This is a genomic window from Verrucosispora sp. WMMD1129, assembly GCF_029581255.1.
GTDB lineage: Bacteria > Actinomycetota > Actinomycetes > Mycobacteriales > Micromonosporaceae > Micromonospora > Micromonospora sediminimaris.
The window spans coordinates 1,661,189-1,679,572 of the sequence record NZ_CP120741.1 but is presented as its reverse complement, the minus strand read 5'-3'; the positions used below and the strand labels follow the sequence as shown (position 1 = coordinate 1,679,572).

Sequence of the window (18,384 nt, the reverse complement as noted above, 5' to 3'; positions counted from 1 at the left end):
GTAGGGAGGGCGCATGGCTGCCAACGACAACCGGACAGTGACCATCGCGGCCATCGCCCGCCTGGCGGGGGTGTCGGTGCCGACGGTGTCCCGGGTGATCAATGGTCGTTCGGATGTGGCTCCGCAGACCCGTGAGCGGGTGGAGGAGTTGCTGACGCGGCATGGTTACCGGCGTCGGCCGCCGAGTATGCGGGCGAGTTCGGGGTTGGTGGATCTGGTTTTCAACGACCTGGACAGTCCGTGGGCGGTGGAGATCATCCGGGGTGTGGAGGATGTGGCGCACGCCGCCGGGGTGGGCACCGTCGTGTCGGCCATCCACCGACGCTCGTCCTCGGCGAAGCAGTGGTTGGACAACATCCGGACCCGGTCCACCGAGGGGGTCATCTTCGTGACCTCCACCCTCGAACCGCCGCAGCAGGCCGAGTTGCGCCGGCTGAACATCCCGGCCGTGATCGTCGACCCGGCGGGTGTCCCCGCCCAGGACGCGCCGACCATCGGTGCCACCAACTGGGCGGGAAGCCTGCGGGCGACCGAGTATCTGATCGGGTTGGGGCATCGGCGGATCGGGTTCATCGCCGGGCCGCCGCAGTTGATGTGCAGCCGGGCCCGGATGGACGGCTACCGGGCCGCCCTGGAAACCGCCGGGATCCCGATAGACGACCGGTTGATCCAGGCCGGCAACTTCTACCACGAGGCCGGTTTCTCCGGCGGGGTGCGGTTGCTGGGGCTGACCGAGCCGCCGACGGCGATCTTCGCGTCGAGCGACCAGATGGCGCTGGGCGTGTACGAGGCGGTCCGGCAGCGCGGGCTGCGGATGCCGGATGACGTCAGCGTGGTGGGTTTCGACGACCTGCCGGAGGTGCGGTGGTGCTCGCCGCCGTTGACCACGGTGCGTCAGCCGCTGGCCGAGATGGGCATGCTGGCGGCGCGGACGGTGTTGCGGCTGGCCCGTGGTGAGAAGGTGGAGAGCCCTCGGGTGGAACTCGCCACCGAGCTCGTCATCCGGGACAGCGCGGCCGCGCCGCGTGCCGATCGGGGGTCCTCGGAGTGAACTGCGCCAACTACCGATAGTCGAGTGAAATTTCCGGCACTAGGGTGTGGGCGGGCGGCCGGTTGCCCGTCCTGGCCGCCCCGGGGCGATGGTGCGGGCTGTCGCCGTACCGGTTGGGTGGGGAGTGCCGTGGTTGCCAGAGACACCCGGAAGATCACAATTTCCGCGATAGCGGACCTGGCGGGGGTGTCGGTGCCGACGGTGTCCCGGGTGATCAATGGTCGTTCGGATGTGGCTCCGCAGACCCGTGAGCGGGTGGAGGAGTTGCTGACGCGGCATGGTTACCGGCGTCGGCCGCCGAGTATGCGGGCGAGTTCGGGGTTGGTGGATCTGGTTTTCAACGACCTGGACAGTCCGTGGGCGGTGGAGATCATCCGGGGTGTGGAGGATGTGGCGCACGCCGCCGGGGTGGGCACCGTCGTGTCGGCCATCCACCGGCAGACCTCCTCCGCGGAGCAGTGGCTCGACGGCATGCGCCGCCGGGGCACCGAGGGCGTGATCTTCGTGACCTCGATGGTCGAGCCACCCTTGCAGGCCGAGCTGCGCCGGCTGAGCATCCCGGTGGTGATCGTCGACGCGGACGGCCTGCCGGCCCGGGAAGCGACGACGATCGGTGCCACCAACTGGGCTGGGGGCCTGCGGGCGACCGAGTATCTGATCGGGTTGGGGCATCGGCGGATCGGGTTCATCGCCGGGCCGCCGCAGTTGATGTGCAGCCGGGCCCGGATGGACGGCTACCGGGCGGCCCTGGAAGCCGCCGGGCTGTCCTTCGACGAGGACCTGGTCTGCCCGGGCGACTTCTACCACGAGGCCGGTTTCAACGGCGGGGTGCGGTTGCTGGGGCTGACCGAGCCGCCGACGGCGATCTTCGCGTCGAGCGACCAGATGGCGCTGGGCGTGTACGAGGCGGTCCGGCAGCGCGGGCTGCGTGTACCGGACGACGTCAGCGTGGTGGGTTTCGACGACCTGCCGGAGGTGCGGTGGTGCTCGCCGCCGTTGACCACGGTGCGTCAGCCGCTGGCCGAGATGGGCATGCTGGCGGCGCGGACGGTGTTGCGGCTGGCCCGAGGCGAGCAGGTGGAGAGCCCCCGGGTGGAACTCGCCACCGAACTCGTCATCCGGGACAGCGCGGCACCGCACTAGCTATCGATATTTTTCCGGAAGTTGTTGACGCCGCATCCGGTGGGGCCGACGATGGGACTCGCCGTCCTTTTCACCAAGGAACTGGCTGGTGGTGCCCGCCGTGCCCGCGGCACCGCCCGGCCGTGTCCGGCGGACGCCCACGCCGCCCGCCGGACACGGCACCCACCTTCCACCCGGCCCTGCACAGGTCGTCGCCGGTTTCTGCCGTTGGCAGATCCGCTGACGGTGAACGAGCCACCCCGACGCCGCCGACAACGGGCAGGGTGGCTCACATGAAACTCCTCGTACTGGGCGGCTCGGGATTCGTGGGCGGGGCGGTGGTCGCCGAGGCGATCCACCGGGGCTGGGCGGTGACGGCGTTCAACCGGGGGCGGCACGGGGCGCCCCCGGCTGGCGTACGGCACCTGTTGGGTGACCGCACCGCCGCCGACGGGTTGGCCGCGCTGGCCGAGGGGGAGTGGGATCTCGTCGTCGACACCTGGGACGGCGCACCCCGCGCCGCCGAGGCGACGGCGCGGACGCTGGCCGAACGGGCCGGGCACTACGTCTACGTCTCCAGCGGCTCGGTGTACGCCCGACCGGTGCCGGCCGGCGTGACGGAACAGGCGCCCCTGGTGACCGCCGGCCCGGACGACATCGACGATGACTACCCGACGCTCAAGGCCGGTGCCGAGCGGGCCCTCCGCGCGGTGCTCGGCGACCGGGTGCTGCTCGCCCGCGCCGGGCTGATCCTCGGTCCCGGTGAGGACATCGGCCGGCTGCCGTGGTGGCTCAACCGTCTCGCCCGGGGCGGTGACGTGCTCGCACCCGGCCCTGCCGACCTGCCCGTGCAGTACGTCGACGTCCGCGACCTGGCGGCCTTCCTGCTGGACGCCGGGGCCGCCGGTCGGGCTGGAGCGGTGAACGTGGTGAGCCGACCCGGGCACACCACCATGGGCGAACTGCTCACCGTCGGCGTGACGGCCACCGGCGCTGACGCCCGACTGCGCTGGGCCGAGCCGGCGCAACTGCTCGCCGCCGGTGTGGAAGCGTGGAACGATCTGCCGATCTGGATCCCACCGGGGCACGAGTACCGGTGGATGCAGCAGATCGACGTCACCCGTGCGTACGCTGACGGGCTCAGCTGCCGGCCGGTGACCGAGACCGTCGTCGACACCTGGGCCTGGCTGCGCCGGGTGGGTTCGGTGCCGGCCCGCGCCGGCCGACCGGCCCGGCAGCCGGTCGGCCTGGACCCGGACCGGGAGGCCGCCCTGCTCGCCGCCCTGACCACCGACCGTCCGCCGCCGGTGCCGTCTCGCTGACGTCCGGTCGCCTCAGGCGAGGTGCACCGGCAGGTCCAGCACCTCGTCCACCGAGCGGCGGGGGGTGGGCCAGCCCGGCTGGCCGTACCCGATCCGCATCACCATCTGCGGCGTACCGAACCGCCCCAGCGACAGCCGGAGCTGCTCCCGGGCCGACGGCACCTCGATCGGTTGCGACAGCATCGACACGGACAGCCCGGCGTCGGTGGCGGTCAGCAGGACCCGTTGCAACGCCTGGCCCGCGACCACCTGATCGACGGCGGTGTTGCCGGCGGAGCCGAGCACCGCCACGAGGGGCTCCGGCTCGAAGTCCCGTCCGGGCGCCCGCTGGGTGCCGCCGAAGCCACGCGAGGGAAGCAGGTCCTGCGGCTCGGCCCGGGGACCGCTGGCGGTGACCGGGACGCCGTCCGGCTCGTCTCCGGCGCGTACCCACGCCTCGCGCTCCGCCCGGTAGGCGGGGTCGCGTTCGAGCACCCGGTGTGCGCCGCGAGCGATCTCGGCGAAGGCGTTGACGGCGCTCACCCCGATGAGCAGCTCCAGCCAGCAGTGCTCGGTCCGAGCCGCCTCACCCAGCCGCCAGCGAGAGTCGGCCGGGACCGGGTCGGGCCAGAACGGGGCACGGTTGCTGAACCGGCGTGGAATGGCCGCGTAGAGGCTCTGCTCGGTGGGGCTGGGTCGGCGCGGCAGGTCCGGCACCAGCCGGGCCAGCACGTCCGGTTCCGACGGGTACGGACGCAGTCGTACCGTCGCCGGGGCGCCGGCCATCGCCAGGGCGAGGCGCAGGTTGAACAGCGCCGCTCCGCCGGCGACGCGGGCGCCCCAGCCGCTCGGGTCGGTGGCGGGCAGCCGCCGGGTCGGGTCGAGGAGCACCTCGATCCCGCCGTCGCGCAGCCGGAACCGCCACGGCTGGACGTTGTGCAGGGACGGTGCCCGGACCGCGTCGGTCGCGGCGGCCCGCAATTGTTCGACGGTGTAGCCGGTTTCCATGGTCGGGCTCCCTCACATTCGCCTGGTACCTCCCCACGGTGCGCCCCGCACACCCTCACCCAGCAGGGCCACACGTCCCGAACCCCCAGGACCCCCCGCCCGACCTCGTCCGGTTGATCAAGAGGTTCTGGTCGGGATCCGGCCCGAGGGAGACGCAAACTTCTTGATCAACCGAGCGGGGGTGGGGGTGGGTGGGGAGGTCGGGTGGGAGGTTGGGACTTTTGGCCCGGGTGGGGGTGGGCGGGAGGGGGTAGAAAGGGGGGATGATCCGGGTGTTTCTGCTTGACGACCACGAGGTGGTCCGTCGTGGTCTGGCCGACCTGCTGCACGCGAGTGGCGACATAGAGGTGGTCGGTGAGTCCGGCTCCGCCCAGGAGGCGGCCCGCCGGATTCCGGCGCTGCGGCCCGACGTGGCGATCCTCGACGCCCGGCTACCCGACGGCAACGGCATCGACGTGTGCCGGGACATCCGGGCCGTGGACTCCTCGATCAAGGGCCTGATCCTCACCTCGTACGAGGACGACGAGGCACTCTTCGCGGCGATCATGGCTGGTGCCTCCGGGTACGTGCTCAAGCAGATCCGGGGCACCGACCTCGTCGACGCGGTACGCCGGGTGGCGGCCGGCCAGTCGCTGCTCGACCCGGCGATCACCACCCGGGTGCTGGATCGCATCCGCAGCGGCGTGGAGCAGCCCCGCGAGTTGCAGTCCCTCACCGAGCAGGAGCGGCGCATCCTGGAGTACGTCGCCGAGGGGCTGACCAACCGGGAGATCGCCAGCAAGATGTTCCTGGCCGAGAAGACGGTGAAGAACTACGTCTCCAGCGTGCTGGCCAAGCTCGGCCTGGAACGCCGTACCCAGGCCGCGGTGCTGGCCACCCGCCTGCTCGGCAAGACCCACTGACCGCACCCGCCGGGCCCGGCCCCCCGCGCAGTCCCGTCACGGGCGGGTCGCAGCGGCTCAGGCCACCAGCGGCACCGACCAGTGCAGCTCGGTGCCGCGCGGTTGGGCGCCGCGTACCTCGAAGGTGCCGCCGTGCCGTTCGGCGCGTTCGCGCAGGTTCACCAGCCCGCCCCGGGCGGCGGCCGGGTCGCAACCTACCCCGTTGTCGGTCACGGTGACGGCCACCTGGGCGGCGTCGACGCGTACCGCAACCGACACCGCCGTGGCCTCGGCGTGGCGTACGGCGTTGGACAGCGCCTCGCGGAGCACGGCGGCGAGCTCGGGGCGGACCTCGTCCGGCACGGCGCTGTCGATCGGCCCGGTCAGCTCCAGCCTCGGCCGGAAACCGAGCGACTCGGCGGCGGCTTCCACCGCCTCGCGGATCTCGGTGCGCAGCGCCGCGCTCATCGGGGTACGCAGCTCGAAGATGGTGCGGCGGATGTCCTTGATGGTGGTGTCCAGGTCGTCGACCGCGGCGTTGATCCGCCTGGCGACCTCCGGCCGCGCGGTCAACGGCACCGCGCTCTGTAGTTGCAGGCCGGTGGCGAACAACCGCTGGATCACCACGTCGTGCAGGTCCCGGGCGATCCGCTCGCGGTCCTCCAGTACCACCAGCTGCTCGCGTTCCTCCTGGCCACGGGCGCGCTCCATGGCCAGCGCCGCCTGACCGGCGAAGCTGCCCAGCAGGGCCACGTCGTCGTCGGTGGCACCGCCGTGGTCGGCGCTGTGCGCGATCACCAGCACACCGTGCAGGGTGTCGGCGGTGGCCAGCGGAGAGATCACCGCCGGCCCGGTGTGCAGCACCGCCGGCCACGGCGCGGCGTGGGCCAGATCCTCCACCGAGTCGTGCCGACCCTGGGTCACCGGACCGGCGAAGCTGGTGTCGGCGGCCGGCAGCACCGTGCCGACAAGCGCGCGGGCCTGGGCGCCGACGCCGTCGACGACCTCGACGGTGAAGTGGTCCGCCTCCTCGTCGTAGAGCAGCACCAGGGCCAGCTCGGCCTCGGCGACCTCGCGGGCGCGCCGCGCCACCAGGGTCAGTGCGTCGGTGCGGCGCACCTCGCCGAGCAGCAGCGAGGTGATCTCGGCGGTGGCGGCGAGCCAGCGTTCCCGGCGGTTGGCCAGCGCGTACAGCCGGGCGTTCTCGATCGCCACGCCGGCCGCTCCGGCGAGCGCGACGACGATCTCCTCGTCGTCCTCGGTGAACTCGGCGCCGCCCTGCTTCTCGGCGAGGTAGAGGTTGCCGAACACCTGATCGCGGATGCGGACCGGCACGCCGAGGAAGGTGTGCATCGGCGGATGGTGCGGCGGAAAGCCGTACGAGTTCGGATGCTGGGTGATGTCCGGCATCCGCACCGGTTTCGGTTCGTCGATGAGCAGGCCGAGCACCCCCCGGCCGTGCGGCAGGTCACCGATCTTCGCGTGCAGCTCGGGGGAGATGCCGTGGGTGATGAAGTCGTGCAGCATCCGGTCGGGGCCGATCACCCCGAGCGCGCCGTAGCGGGCCCCGGCCAGGTCACAGGCCGCCTGCACGATGCGCCGCAGGGTGCTGCGCAGATCCAGGTCGGTGCCGATGCCGACGACCGCGTCGAGCAGCGCCCGTAGGCGTTCCCGGCTGGTCACCACCTCGCCGACACGATCGAGCATCTCCTGGAGCAGCTCGTCCAGGCGGACCCGGGAGAGCGGGCTCAGGCCGAGCGACGGTGGCTCGTGACGGGGATTGGGTGCGCCGACAGTCACCCGGCGATGCTATCCGGCGACCGGCGGCGCGGAAACGCCCGCGGCCGGCCGGGCGTGGTGCCCGGATGCCGCGCTAGGCGGCGTCGCCGGACACCGCCGAGGTGTCCACCACCTGCTCGCGGGGCAGTCGCGGGGTGTGCGGTGGGCCGGCGTGGGCCGGGTCGGCCACCCCCAGGCGCAGGCCGAGGTACGGGTGGCCGAGCCCGGAGAGCAGCTGGCGCAGGGTCTGCCGGGTGGCCGGCACCTCGACCACGCCGCTGAGCGGCACCATCGAGACACCCAGTCGGGTGGCGGCCAGCCAGGCGGCCGACAGCGCCTCGCCCGCACGGAGCCAGTCGACCGGCTCGTCCTGGTCGCCGTAGAGCACCGCGTAGGACGCTGCCCGATCGTGCCCCGGCCCGACCGGCAGGGTGCCCGGGCGACCGAAGTCCCGGCCCGGCACGGTGGTCTGCGCGGGCTGCTCCGGCAGCACCTCCGGGGTGAGCCCGGTGCCGCCCGCGCGGCTGGTCCAGTACTCCAGTTCCTCCCGCAGCCGGGAATCCTCCGCCTCGACCGTGGCAGCGTGTGAGGCGGACGCGGCCAGTTGCAGCACCTGGTCGCGATCGAGGATCTCCAACCGGGCACCCTCCCGGCCGGCGGCCGACGCGATGGCGCTCAACGAGTCGTCGGAGACCGGCTCGTCGCTGACCGGACGCCGGTCGGTGTGCCGCACCTGCATGCACTGCACCGACCGCATCGCGTCCGGGTCGGCGCCGGTGGCCCGGGGCTCGGTGAGGCGGGCGAGCAGGTCGGGGTCGCCCGGCTCGGGCATCCGCTGCACGCTTGTCGCCCACCCCTCGGCGGCCAGGGCCAGCCGGGCATGGTGCAGCGCCGCACCGCAGCTGAGGGTGACCAGCTCGCCCTGCGGATCGGTGGCGGCCAACCTGCTGTCGCGCACCATCCGCAGCTCCAACGCGTCGGGTAGCACCCGCCAGCGCCACGGCTGGCTGTTGTGCACCGACGGCGCGTGACCGGCCATCGCGGCGGCCTCCGCGAGGGCGGTGGTCAGCGGGCGGTGGGTAGCCGGCGTCTGGTGGCTCATCCTCACGACCTTTCCGTCTCTGCCCATCGTGCCGCACCTCCGTACGGCTGTGGGTGCGGTCCGGTTCATCGTGCGACATCGGTCGGCGGCGCGCAGGATCCGCACGGCCCGACCGGGCGGGACCTGTGACCCGTGTTCCGCTCCGCTCAGCCCGACCCGGTTGAGACGATCCGCAGGTGGGGAAGCGACGGTCGGCGGGTGACCGGGGCGCGGGCGAGTGCCTGCCGGACCGGCCGGCGCGACCCGGACCGGAGCGTTCCGGCTCGGGTCGCCGGAACTGGTGGCTGTGGGTCCCGCTGGCCGGGCTCACGCTGCTGGTGTTGGCAGGTGCGGCGGTGCGGCTGGCCGGGCAGCCGGGTGCCGCCGACGTGTGGTGGGCGGCGGCCACCCTGGTCGCGCTGCTGCCGGCTGCCGCGTCGGTGCTGCGGGAACTGCTGCGGCGGCGGTTCGGTGTGGACGTGATCGCCGTGCTGGCGCTGGGCGGAGCACTTGTCGTCGGCGAGTACCTGGCCGGTGCGGTGGTCGCGGTGATGCTGGCCACCGGGCGGACCCTGGAGGCGTACGCGCAGCGCCGGGCGACCCGGGACCTGCGGGCGCTGCTGGAGCGGGCACCGCGTACCGCGCGCCGTCGTACCGCCGAAGGCGGCGTCGAGGTGGTGCCGGCGGACCGGGTGGCGGTCGGTGACCGGTTACTTGTCGGCCCGGGTGACGTGGTCGCCGTCGACGGTGTCGCCGAGACCGCTGCGACGTTGGACGAGTCGGTGGTGACCGGGGAGTCCCGGCTCGTCGAGCGGGCGGCCGGGGCCCGGGTGTCCAGCGGTGTGGTCAACGCCGGGGCCGCGTTCGGCCTGCGGGCCACGGAGAGCGCCGAGCGCAGCACATACGCCGGGATCGTCCGGCTGGCCGAGGAGGCGACCGCTCGCAAGGCACCGACGGTGCGGCTCGCCGACCGGTACGCCGCCGCCTTCGTGCCGTTCACACTGGTGCTGGCCGGGCTGGGCTGGGTGCTTTCCGGCGAGTTCCTCCGGGCGGTGGCGGTGCTGGTGGTGGCGACACCGTGTCCGTTGCTGCTGGCCACCCCGATCGCCATCGTCTCGGGACTGTCCCGGGTGGCCCGGCACGGGGTGCTGGTTCGCGACGGCGGCTCGCTGGAGGTCCTTGGTCGGGCGCGCACCCTGCTGGTCGACAAGACCGGAACGCTCACCGCCGGCCGTCCCCGGGTCGCCGATACCGTCGTGGCTCCCGGCGGTGACCCCGACGAGGTGCTGCGGGTGGCCGCCTCGGTGGAGCAGTTGTCCTCGCACGTGCTGGCGGCGGCACTGGTGCGCGCCGCCGGTGAGCGCGGCCTACGGCTGGTCACCCCGGCTGAGGTGACCGAGGAGCCGGGCCGGGGGGTGAGCGGGTGGGTCGACGGGCGGCGGATCCGGGTCGGCCAGTTCCCCGGGACGTTGCCGCAGTGGGCCGAGCTGGCCAGCCGGCGGGCCGGCGGGACGGGACACTCGCTGGTCTGGGTGGCCGACGAGGCCGGGCCGCTCGGCGCGGTCCTGCTGGAGGATCCGGTACGCCCCGACGCCCGCCGGACCGTGGCTCGGCTGCGTGCCGCCGGGCTCACCCGGATCGTGATGGTCACCGGGGACCGGCCGGAGGATGCCCGCCGGGTCGCCGACGTGGTGGGTGTCGACGCCGTGCTGGCCCGGTGTACCCCGCAGGAGAAGGTGAGCCGGGTTCGAGCCGAGGCCGACCGGGCGGTGACCGTGATGGTCGGTGACGGGGTGAACGACGCTCCGGCGCTGGCGGAGGCGCATGTCGGCGTGGCAATGGGGGCCACCGGGGCGACCGCCTCGGCCGATGTCGCCGACGCCGTGCTGAGTCTCGACCGCCTTGATCCGCTGGCCGACGCGGTCGAGGTGGCCCGGTACGCCCGCCGGATCGCGGTGCAGAGCGCCACGGTCGGGATGGGGCTGGCGCTGCTCGCGATGGGATTCGCGGCGGCCGGTCGGCTGCTACCGGTGGCGGGCGCGTTCCTTCAGGAGGGCATCGACGTGCTGGTGATCCTCAACGCGCTGCGCGCGCTCCGAGGTGGGCGCCGTGGGCCGGCCTGACAGCGGCCGGCCCCCGGCGTGCCTCAGCGTTCCCGGCCCACGGCGCGCCTTACCGTTCCCGGACCACCGCGACCGGACAGTGGGCGTGCTGGAGGAGTTGCTGGCTGACCGAGCCGAGCAGCATCCCCCGCAGCCCACCGCGTCCCCGGCTGCCGACGACGACCAGTTGCGCGTTGCGGCTGGCGTCGATCAGCAGACCGGCCGGCGCGGCGGCGGCCGTCTCGACGGTCACCTCGACGTCGGGGAAACTCTCCTGCCCGCGACGCAACGCCTCGTCCACCTCGGCCCGTTGGTCGGCCAGCGCCGCGTCGCGGACCTGCTCGCCGCGCAGGCTCCACTGTTCGCGTCGCGGCTGCCAGGCTCGCACCACGTGCAGCGGCACCCGACGCAGGGCCGCCTGTTCGAAGGCGAAGCCGAGGGCCAGCAGCGAATGCTCCGAGCCGTCCACCCCGACGGCGACGTGCCCGGCCCGGTCACTCTCGGCCGGCCGGCGACGGACCACCACCACCGGGCAGTGCGCGTGCGCGGTGACGTTGACCGCGGTCGAGCCGGCGAGCAGACCGGCGAAACCGCCGTGCCCACGGCTGCCCAGCACCAACAGGCCGGCCTGCGTCGAAGCCTCCTCCAGGATCAGGGCGGGCGGACCGTCCAGCACCTCGCCGCGTACGTCCAGGCCCGGATGGGTGGCGGCGGCGTCCGCTGCGGCCTTGCCGACCAGCTCCTCGACCTGCCGGCGGGCCTGCTCGTCGGGCCACATTCCCGGCGTCACGCCCGGACCCACCCAGCCGGCCACGGTCAGCCATTCGAAGACGTACGCCAACCGGACCGGCCGGCCGTCGCGGCGGGCCTGATCCAGCGCCCACTCCAGGGCCGCCGCGGCGTCCGGCGAGCCGTCGTAGCCCACCAGGATCTCCGCGCCTGCGCCGTGCTCGCTCATGATGGGCATCTCCTCACGGGTTGGTCGGGTCGGTCTCGCGGACCCAGCGCCACTCGGCCACCTTCGGGTCGTCCTCGCCGAACCGGCGGGTGTAGTCGCGGGCGGACTGGCGGGCGTCGGTCATCTCCTGCCGCAGATGCGCGGCGCGGGCGGCCAGCCCCGGTACCCGGTCGATAACGTCGATCACGAGGTGGAAGCGGTCCAGGTCGTTGAGCATCACCATGTCGAACGGCGTGGTGGTGGTGCCCTCCTCCTTGTACCCGCGTACGTGGAGGTTGTCGTGGTTGGCCCGGCGGTAGGTGAGCCGGTGGATCAGCCACGGGTAGCCGTGGTACGCGAAGATGATCGGCTTGTCGAGGGTGAACAACGTGTCGAACTCGGAATCCGGCAGGCCGTGCGGGTGCTCGGCGGCCGGCTGGAGCCGCATCAGGTCGACGACGTTGATCACCCGGACCTTGAGTTCGGGTAGGTGCTGGCGCAGCAGATCGGCTGCGGCCAGGGTCTCCAGCGTCGGCACGTCACCGGCGCAGGCGAGCACGACGTCCGGCTCGCTGCCGTCGTCGGTGCTGGCCCAGTCCCAGATGCCCACGCCGCGCCGGCAGTGCGCGATGGCCTCGTCCATGGTGAGCCAGCTGGGCGCGGGCTGCTTGCCGGCCACCACCACGTTTATGTAATGACGGCTGCGCAGGCAGTGATCCATGGTGGAGAGCAGCGTGTTGGCGTCCGGCGGCAGGTAGACCCGCACCACCTCGGCCTTCTTGTTCATCACATGGTCGATGAAGCCCGGGTCCTGGTGGGAGAATCCGTTGTGGTCCTGCCGCCAGACATGGCTGGAGAGCAGGTAGTTCAGCGACGCCACCGGCTGCCGCCACGGAATGCCACGGGTGACCTTGAGCCACTTGGCGTGCTGGTTGACCATCGAGTCGACGATGTGGATGAACGCCTCGTAGCTGGTGAAGATGCCGTGCCGGCCGGTGAGCAGGTAGCCCTCCAGCCAACCCTGGCACAGGTGCTCGGAGAGGACCTCCATCACCCGCCCGTCGGGGGAGAGGTGATCGTCGCCGTCGACCGTGCCAGCCATCCAGGCCCGGCCGGTGACCTCGAAGGCCGCCTGTAGCCGGTTGGAGGCGACCTCGTCCGGGCCGAACAGGCGGAACGTCTGCGGGTTGGCGCTGATCACGTCGCGGACCCACTTGCCGAGTTCACCGGTGGCGCTGGTGATCGTCGCACCGGGGCGGGGCACCTCGACGGCGTAGTCGCGGAAGTCGGGCAGGACCAGATCGCGCAGCAGGGAGCCGCCGTTGGCGACCGGATTGGCGCTCATCCGCCGTGGCCCCCGGGGCGGCAGATCGGCCACCTCGGCCACCGGCGCGCCGGTCGCGTCGAACAGCTCCTGCGGTCGGTAGCTGCGCAGCCACCGCTCCAGTTCGGCCAGGTGCTCCGGGTTGGAACGGACCGCGGAGAGCGGCACCTGGTGGGCGCGATAGGTGCCCTCCACCTGCTTGCCGTCGACGTCGCGTGGCCCGGTCCAGCCCTTCGGGGTACGCAGGACGATCATCGGCCAGCGCGGACGTTCGACGGTTGCGCCGGAACGGGCACGGCGCTGGATCTCCGCGATCTCGTCAAGCGCCCGGTCCAGGGTGGCGGCCAGGCTCTGGTGCACCTTGGCCGGATCGTCGCCGGCCACCACGTACGGCTGGTAACCCTGGCCGCGCATCAGGTCGAGCAGGTCGGACTCGGGGATGCGGTCCAGCACCGTCGGGTTGGCGATCTTGTACCCGTTGAGGTGCAGGATGGGCAGCACCGCCCCGTCGCGGGCAGGGTTGAGGAACACGTTGGACAGCCAACTACCGGCCAGCGGACCGGTCTCCGCCTCGCCGTCTCCGACCACGCAGGCGACCAGCAGGTCGGGGTTGTCGAAGGCGGCGCCGTAGGCGTGACTGAGCGCGTACCCCAGCTCGCCGCCCTCGTGGATCGAACCCGGCACCTCCGCCGCGACGTGGCTCGGAATGCCGCCGGGGAAGGAGAACTGCCGGAACAGTCGGGCCATGCCGGCCTCGTCGCGGCCGATGTCGTGGTACAGCTCGCTGTAGGTGCCTTCGAGCCAGGTGTTGGCCACCAGCGCCGGTCCGCCGTGCCCGGGCCCGGTGATGTAGATGGCGCTGAGGTCGCGCGCCACGATGGCCCGGTTCAGGTGGGCGTAGATCAGGTTCAGCCCGGGGGAGGTGCCCCAGTGCCCGAGCAGGCGGGGCTTGACGTGCTCGGGGGTCAGCGGTTCGCGCAACAGGGGATTGTCCAGCAGGTAGATCTGCCCGACGGTGAGGTAGTTCGCCGCTCGCCAGTAGGCGTCCAGCCGGCGCAGTTCGTCATCGGTCAGGGGGCTTCGCAGGTCTACGGCGGTGTCCATACTGCTTGAGCCTCTCGCGGGTCGGTGAATCCTGCATCCGCAACGCGGTTTCCTCTGTCAGCTTGGCCGAATCGGCGATCCTGGATCAGGGCCGTTGGTCCCGCCGGTCCGGGTTTCACGACCCGTCCGGGTCGGGTGTGCCGGTCACCCCACGGATCACCAGCACCGGGGACGGGGCGTGGTAGAGCAGCGACTGGCTGACCGCGCCGAGCATCCCGCGCGCCGGTTCCTCGCCCCGGGCGGCGACCACCACCAGTTGTGCCGAGCGGGACTGGTCGACAAGCACGTCACCGGGCTCGCCCTGGATGACGTGGCACTCGACCGCGGCGTCGGGATGGTCGACCCGGTGGCGGGCCACCGTCTCGCTGAGCCGTTCGGCGGCCTCTTCGACGATGCCGTCGGAGTCCACCACCCAGACCGCCAGCAGCCGTGCCTCGTGCCGGGTGGCGCAGGTGAGCGCCCAGTCCAGGGCGATCTCGCCGGAGGCCGAGCCGTCGATGCCGACCAGTACCGGGCCGGAGGGTGGCGGTTCCCGCCGGGCGACCAGCACCGGGCACTCGGCGCGGGCGGCCACCTGCACGGCGGGGCTGTCAGCCGGGATGCAACGGTCGCAGTGGGCCATCCCGCCGTCGCCGACCACCACCAGGAAGGCGGTCTCCGACCTGCGGACGAGGTTCGCCACCGCCGAGCCCTCGGCGATCTCGGCGGTGACCGGTACGCCCGGCTCGTTCTCGTTGGCCGCCGCGGTCGCCTCGGCGATCAACTGATCTGCGGTTGCCCGGGAGCTGGAAACCGCCGGCGCGTCGAAGGCGGCCCAGTTGAAGGCGTGCAGCAGGTGCAGTCCGCGTCCGTGGGCGGCGGCTACCCGGGCGGCGAGGCGGGCCACCGGCAGGGCATCCTCCGGGCCGACGCCGACGAGCACCGGTGCGTCGCTGGCGGCGGCCATCCGCATCACCCCCGCAGCTGTGGCACCCGGCCTGCGTCTGAGGCTAGTCGCGCCGGTGCCGTCCCGGGGCGTGATCGCCGGACGGCAGCCCGACCCGGTGGGTGGTCACCGTGCCGGCGAGGCCCGGAGCACGATCGCGCTGGCATTGTCGATCCCACCGGCGTCCAGTGAGGCGCGCAGCAGAGTCCGGACCGCGTCGACAACGGTGCGTAGCCGGTCTGCCCCGATCTCGGGCCACGCCTCGCGGACCAGCGCGGCGAACGTCGGTACGGCGGCGGCACCGGCGCGACGGCTGCCCTCACCATCGCCCATTCCGTCGGCCACCACGGCGAAGGGAAGCGTGGCATCGACGTGAAGTACGTCGTAGTTGTCGCGGTACCGGTTGCCGACCACGCTGCCGCCGGCCACCTCAAGTGTCAGGTCGGTGAGCGTGAAGCGGCGTGACTCGTGACTCTCGTTTCGGTTCACTGGACCCCCGACCGACGGCTGGCGCGGCACCCCACGCGGCACGACCCTAGCGGCACCAGGCGGGTGTCAACTGGGGTTGACGCCCGGGCGGTGTCAATGTAGGTTGACAGCATGAGTCAGGCGACGGAACTCGCGGCGGCGGCCGGCAGCACCGACCCCCGGGTCGGTCTGCGTGCCGTCCGCGCCCTGCGCCGGCTGCTCGAACGGCTTGAGGTGGTCCAGGTCGACAACGCCCGACGGCAGGGCTGGTCGTGGCAGGAGATCGCCGACGCGCTCGAGGTCAGCCGGCAGGCGGTGCACAAGAAGCACGCCGGGCGACCGGCGGTCGATTCCTCCTGGGAGGCGTGATGTTCGAACGATTCACCGACCGTTCCCGCGCGGCCGTGCGGCGGGCGCGCGAGGAGGCCCGCGCCGAGGGGCAGCGGCCCGTCGGCACCGAGCACCTCCTGCTCGCCATCCTCGCCGACGGTGACGGCCTGGCCGTGCGGGTGCTCCGGGACGCGGGGGTCACCGCCGACGACCTGCGCGAGCGGATCCGTCGCCACACCGAGACCGGGGGCAGTGGCCTGGGTGAGGCCGACGCGGCGGCGCTGCGTGAGATCGGCATCGACCTGTCGGCCATCGTCGCCCGGATCGAGGAGTCGTTCGGCCCGGACGCCCTGCGCGAGGCGGTCCCGGCACCACGCCGCCGATGGGGCCGACGTCGGCCGAGCGGTGGTCCGTTCTCTGCCCGCGCCAAGAAGGTGCTGGAGCTGTCGCTGCGCGAGGCGATCCGGCTGCGGCACCGCCACATCGGCACCGAGCACCTCCTGCTCGGCCTGCTGCGGGAGGGCAACGGGCTTGCCGCGCTGGCGCTCACCGAGGCCGGCGTCGACCTGGCCGACGTCCGCCACCGCGTCGAGCTCGCCCTGCGCGCCAGCGCATAACCGTCGCCACCCCCTCCCGCGCCCACCTCCGCGATCTTGCACTTTCGGTCGCCGTTGTGAGGTTTTTGTCAGCATATGCGCCGACGAAAACTGCAAGATCGCCGGTGGGAGGTGGTGGTGGGGGTGGGTGGGGCGAGGCACATCGGTGTCGGGTCGCTGAACGCGGCACGGTGCTGCACACTGACGCCGTGGAAGCTGGACGGGACGAAGGGCCGCTGCGCAGCGCGGTGGTGGTCAATCCGGTAAAGGTGACCGATCTCGAGGCGTTGCGCCGTACCGTCGGCGACACGCTCGAGGCGGCCGGCTGGCCGGAACCGCTGTGGTTCGAGACCACCCCCGACGATCCCGGTCGCGGCCAGACCGAGAAGGCCCTCGCCGCCGGGGTCGACGTGGTCTTCGCCTGCGGCGGCGACGGTACGGTGATGGCCTGCGTCGACGCCCTGGTCGGCACCGAGGTGGCGCTCGCCGTGCTGCCACAGGGCACCGGCAACCTGCTTGCGGCCAACCTGGGGCTCTCCGACGAACTGCCCGCCGGGCTGGCGGTGGCCATCGAGCGTGGTCGGCGCCTGCTCGACGTCGGCGAGGTGGACGGGCACCACTTCGCGGTGATGGCCGGCATGGGCTTCGACGCCCAGATGCTCGATGCCACAAGCGAGACGACCAAGCGCCGGATCGGCTGGCCCGCGTACGTGGTGGGAGCCGCGCGACACCTGCGGGACCGGCCGATGCGGGTTTGGATCCGGTTGGACGACCAGGCGCCGCTGCGCCGTCGCGCCCGTTCGGTGCTGGTCGCCAACGTCGGCCGGCTCCAGGGCGGGGTCACCCTGCTCACCGAGGCGGAGCCCGACGACGGGTACCTCGACGTCGCCGTGCTGACTCCGCGCACGCTGCGGCAATGGCTCTCCCTCGGCTGGGCGGTGCTGCGCCGCCGCGACCGGGTGCCGCGGATGGAGGTGTACCGCGCCCGTCGAGTGGAGATAACCAGCAACCGGATCCAGCCCCGGGAGCTGGACGGCGACCTCATCGAACCGGGCCGCGAGCTGCGGGTGCAGATTCGGCGGCGGGCGTTGTGGCTGTGCGTACCGCGACCGGAGCAGGATCCGGACCTGGCCGAGGACGCGTCGGCCGCCGCCGAGCGGGGCGAACGCCTCGTCGAGGAGGGCCGCGGTGAGCGCGAGGAGTGAGCTTGCGAGCCCCGCAGTCGCGATCGAAGGGTGGGCTCGGTGAGCGCGAGGAGTGAGCTTGCGAGCCCCGCAGTCGCGAACGAAGGGGCCGCACGGTGAGCAGCACCAAGATCGTGCCGGAGACCCGGCTGATGTCCGACGAGCAGCTCTGCGCCGATCATGCCTGGCAGACGCTGCGCCGGGAGGGCGGCTGGCACCTGCTGCGTGACGCCTTCACCCGGTTCCGCTACGGAGACGGGTTCAGTCACTCCCGAGCCTTCGCGTTCCAGCTCTGTCTCGCGGTGGTGCCGTTCCTGATCGCCCTCACCGGGCTGATCTCCGAGCTGGGTGTGGCCGAGGGGGGTGAGGTGGTCGCCGACACGGTGCTGGCGTTGACCCCCGGCACCAGTGATCAGATGGTCGCCGAGCTGCTCGGCGGGGGCGACGACGCGGGCGCCGAGCGGGCCGAGGAGACCGGTGAGGTGGCGCTCGCTCTCGGTCTGATCACCGGTCTGGTCGCGTTGACAAGCACGATGGCCCAGATCGAGCGGGGCGCCAACCGGATCTACGGCGTCGAACGGGACCGGCCCGCGCTGTGGAAGTACCTGCGGGCGGCCGTGCTCGCCGTGAGCGCCGGCCTCCCGGCCCTCGCCGGGTTCCTCATTCTGGTCGGCGGTGGCCCGATGGGCGACTCGGTGGAACGCCACTATGCCTGGGGTGACGTCGCCAGCACCGGGTGGGATCTGGTGCGTTGGCCGCTCAGCCTCGGCCTGACGGTGCTCGCCGTCGCGGTGCTGTTCCGCCACGCGCCCCGACGCCACCAGCCCGGCCTGTCCTGGTTGCTGTTCGGTGCCGGCATCGCCACCGCGCTGTGGTGGCTGGCCAGCCTGGGGCTCGCCGGCTACGTGCGGTTCAGCGAGGACTTCGGACAGACCTACGGCGCGCTGGCCGGCATCATGGCGTTGCTGCTCTGGGCGAACCTCACCGGCATGGCGCTGTTCGGGGGGCTCTCGTTCGCGGCGCAACTCGAGGCGGTACGCATCGGCGTGCAGGAGCCGGCAAGGCCGGACCTGTGGGAGCCGAAGGCGCAGCGGGTTCCCGTGCACGACACCGGTGAGATGACCGCGCTCTGACCCACGGTGTCGCCGGGTGTACCGCGACGGCGTACCGGGTACTGCGGCACGCCAGAGG

The 18,384-nt window shown here is 72.6% G+C and carries 16 protein-coding genes; 9 read left to right on the top strand and 7 right to left on the bottom strand.

Features of this window, described 5'->3' with window-relative positions; translation table 11 throughout:
* Nucleotides 1–13: 13 nt before the first annotated feature.
* From O7624_RS07540 to O7624_RS07530, 3 genes are all read left to right on the top strand, one after another.
* The gene (locus O7624_RS07540; RefSeq protein ID WP_282239476.1) at nt 14–1,051 is read left to right on the top strand and encodes a LacI family DNA-binding transcriptional regulator; all 1,038 of its coding nucleotides are present in this window, start codon (nt 14–16) and stop codon (nt 1,049–1,051) included.
* A 129-nt stretch (nt 1,052–1,180) separates the two neighbouring features.
* Complete coding sequence (locus O7624_RS07535) at nt 1,181–2,194, top strand: LacI family DNA-binding transcriptional regulator (RefSeq protein WP_282239475.1); 1,014 nt, start codon at nt 1,181–1,183, stop codon at nt 2,192–2,194.
* Between the two features lie 272 nt (nt 2,195–2,466).
* On the top strand, nt 2,467–3,495 hold the full coding sequence (locus O7624_RS07530) for an NAD-dependent epimerase/dehydratase family protein (RefSeq protein ID WP_282239474.1): 1,029 nt from the start codon (nt 2,467–2,469) through the stop codon (nt 3,493–3,495).
* Nucleotides 3,496–3,507: 12 nt separating this feature from the next.
* Here O7624_RS07530 and O7624_RS07525 read toward each other — a convergent pair whose 3' ends face one another.
* The gene (locus tag O7624_RS07525) at nt 3,508–4,482 is read right to left on the bottom strand and encodes a nitroreductase (protein ID WP_282239473.1); all 975 of its coding nucleotides are present in this window, start codon (nt 4,480–4,482) and stop codon (nt 3,508–3,510) included.
* A gap of 263 nt (nt 4,483–4,745) precedes the next feature.
* Between O7624_RS07525 and O7624_RS07520 the strand changes: the two genes are divergently transcribed.
* Nucleotides 4,746–5,384 carry a response regulator transcription factor gene (locus O7624_RS07520; RefSeq protein WP_093402900.1) on the top strand — a complete coding sequence of 213 codons (639 nt, stop codon included), beginning with the start codon at nt 4,746–4,748 and terminating at the stop codon, nt 5,382–5,384.
* 57 nt (nt 5,385–5,441) lie between these two features.
* On the opposite strand, the gene O7624_RS07515 is transcribed toward O7624_RS07520, so the two are convergent.
* Complete coding sequence (locus O7624_RS07515) at nt 5,442–7,115, bottom strand: GAF domain-containing sensor histidine kinase (RefSeq protein WP_093403195.1); 1,674 nt, start codon at nt 7,113–7,115, stop codon at nt 5,442–5,444.
* A gap of 121 nt (nt 7,116–7,236) precedes the next feature.
* Nucleotides 7,237–8,271 carry a nitroreductase family protein gene (locus tag O7624_RS07510; protein WP_282239472.1) on the bottom strand — a complete coding sequence of 345 codons (1,035 nt, stop codon included), beginning with the start codon at nt 8,269–8,271 and terminating at the stop codon, nt 7,237–7,239.
* Between the two features lie 149 nt (nt 8,272–8,420).
* On the opposite strand from O7624_RS07510, the gene O7624_RS07505 reads away from it, so the two are divergent.
* The gene (locus O7624_RS07505) at nt 8,421–10,346 is read left to right on the top strand and encodes a heavy metal translocating P-type ATPase (protein WP_282239471.1); all 1,926 of its coding nucleotides are present in this window, start codon (nt 8,421–8,423) and stop codon (nt 10,344–10,346) included.
* A gap of 49 nt (nt 10,347–10,395) precedes the next feature.
* Here O7624_RS07505 and O7624_RS07500 read toward each other — a convergent pair whose 3' ends face one another.
* The 4 genes from O7624_RS07500 to O7624_RS07485 all read right to left on the bottom strand — a co-directional run bounded on the left by O7624_RS07500 (nt 10,396) and on the right by O7624_RS07485 (nt 15,104).
* Nucleotides 10,396–11,283 carry a universal stress protein gene (locus tag O7624_RS07500; protein WP_282239470.1) on the bottom strand — a complete coding sequence of 296 codons (888 nt, stop codon included), beginning with the start codon at nt 11,281–11,283 and terminating at the stop codon, nt 10,396–10,398.
* Nucleotides 11,284–11,296: 13 nt separating this feature from the next.
* Nucleotides 11,297–13,690, bottom strand: coding sequence for a phosphoketolase family protein (locus O7624_RS07495; protein ID WP_282239469.1), 2,394 nt, complete (start codon nt 13,688–13,690; stop codon nt 11,297–11,299).
* A 115-nt stretch (nt 13,691–13,805) separates the two neighbouring features.
* Nucleotides 13,806–14,636: a universal stress protein gene (locus O7624_RS07490; RefSeq protein WP_282239468.1), complete on the bottom strand. Its 831-nt coding sequence runs from the start codon at nt 14,634–14,636 to the stop codon at nt 13,806–13,808.
* A 105-nt stretch (nt 14,637–14,741) separates the two neighbouring features.
* The gene (locus O7624_RS07485; RefSeq protein ID WP_282239467.1) at nt 14,742–15,104 is read right to left on the bottom strand and encodes a hypothetical protein; all 363 of its coding nucleotides are present in this window, start codon (nt 15,102–15,104) and stop codon (nt 14,742–14,744) included.
* A gap of 111 nt (nt 15,105–15,215) precedes the next feature.
* On the opposite strand from O7624_RS07485, the gene O7624_RS07480 reads away from it, so the two are divergent.
* The 4 genes from O7624_RS07480 to O7624_RS07465 all read left to right on the top strand — a co-directional run bounded on the left by O7624_RS07480 (nt 15,216) and on the right by O7624_RS07465 (nt 18,326).
* Nucleotides 15,216–15,452 carry an HTH domain-containing protein gene (locus tag O7624_RS07480; protein ID WP_093402906.1) on the top strand — a complete coding sequence of 79 codons (237 nt, stop codon included), beginning with the start codon at nt 15,216–15,218 and terminating at the stop codon, nt 15,450–15,452.
* Complete coding sequence (locus O7624_RS07475) at nt 15,452–16,030, top strand: Clp protease N-terminal domain-containing protein (RefSeq protein ID WP_093402907.1); 579 nt, start codon at nt 15,452–15,454, stop codon at nt 16,028–16,030. Before O7624_RS07480 ends, O7624_RS07475 begins: the two co-directional genes overlap by 1 nt.
* A gap of 188 nt (nt 16,031–16,218) precedes the next feature.
* Nucleotides 16,219–17,214 carry a diacylglycerol kinase family protein gene (locus O7624_RS07470; RefSeq protein ID WP_282239466.1) on the top strand — a complete coding sequence of 332 codons (996 nt, stop codon included), beginning with the start codon at nt 16,219–16,221 and terminating at the stop codon, nt 17,212–17,214.
* Between the two features lie 95 nt (nt 17,215–17,309).
* A complete protein-coding gene (locus O7624_RS07465; RefSeq protein ID WP_282239465.1) occupies nt 17,310–18,326 on the top strand; it encodes a YihY/virulence factor BrkB family protein in 1,017 nt (338 codons plus the stop codon).
* Nucleotides 18,327–18,384 lie beyond the last annotated feature (58 nt).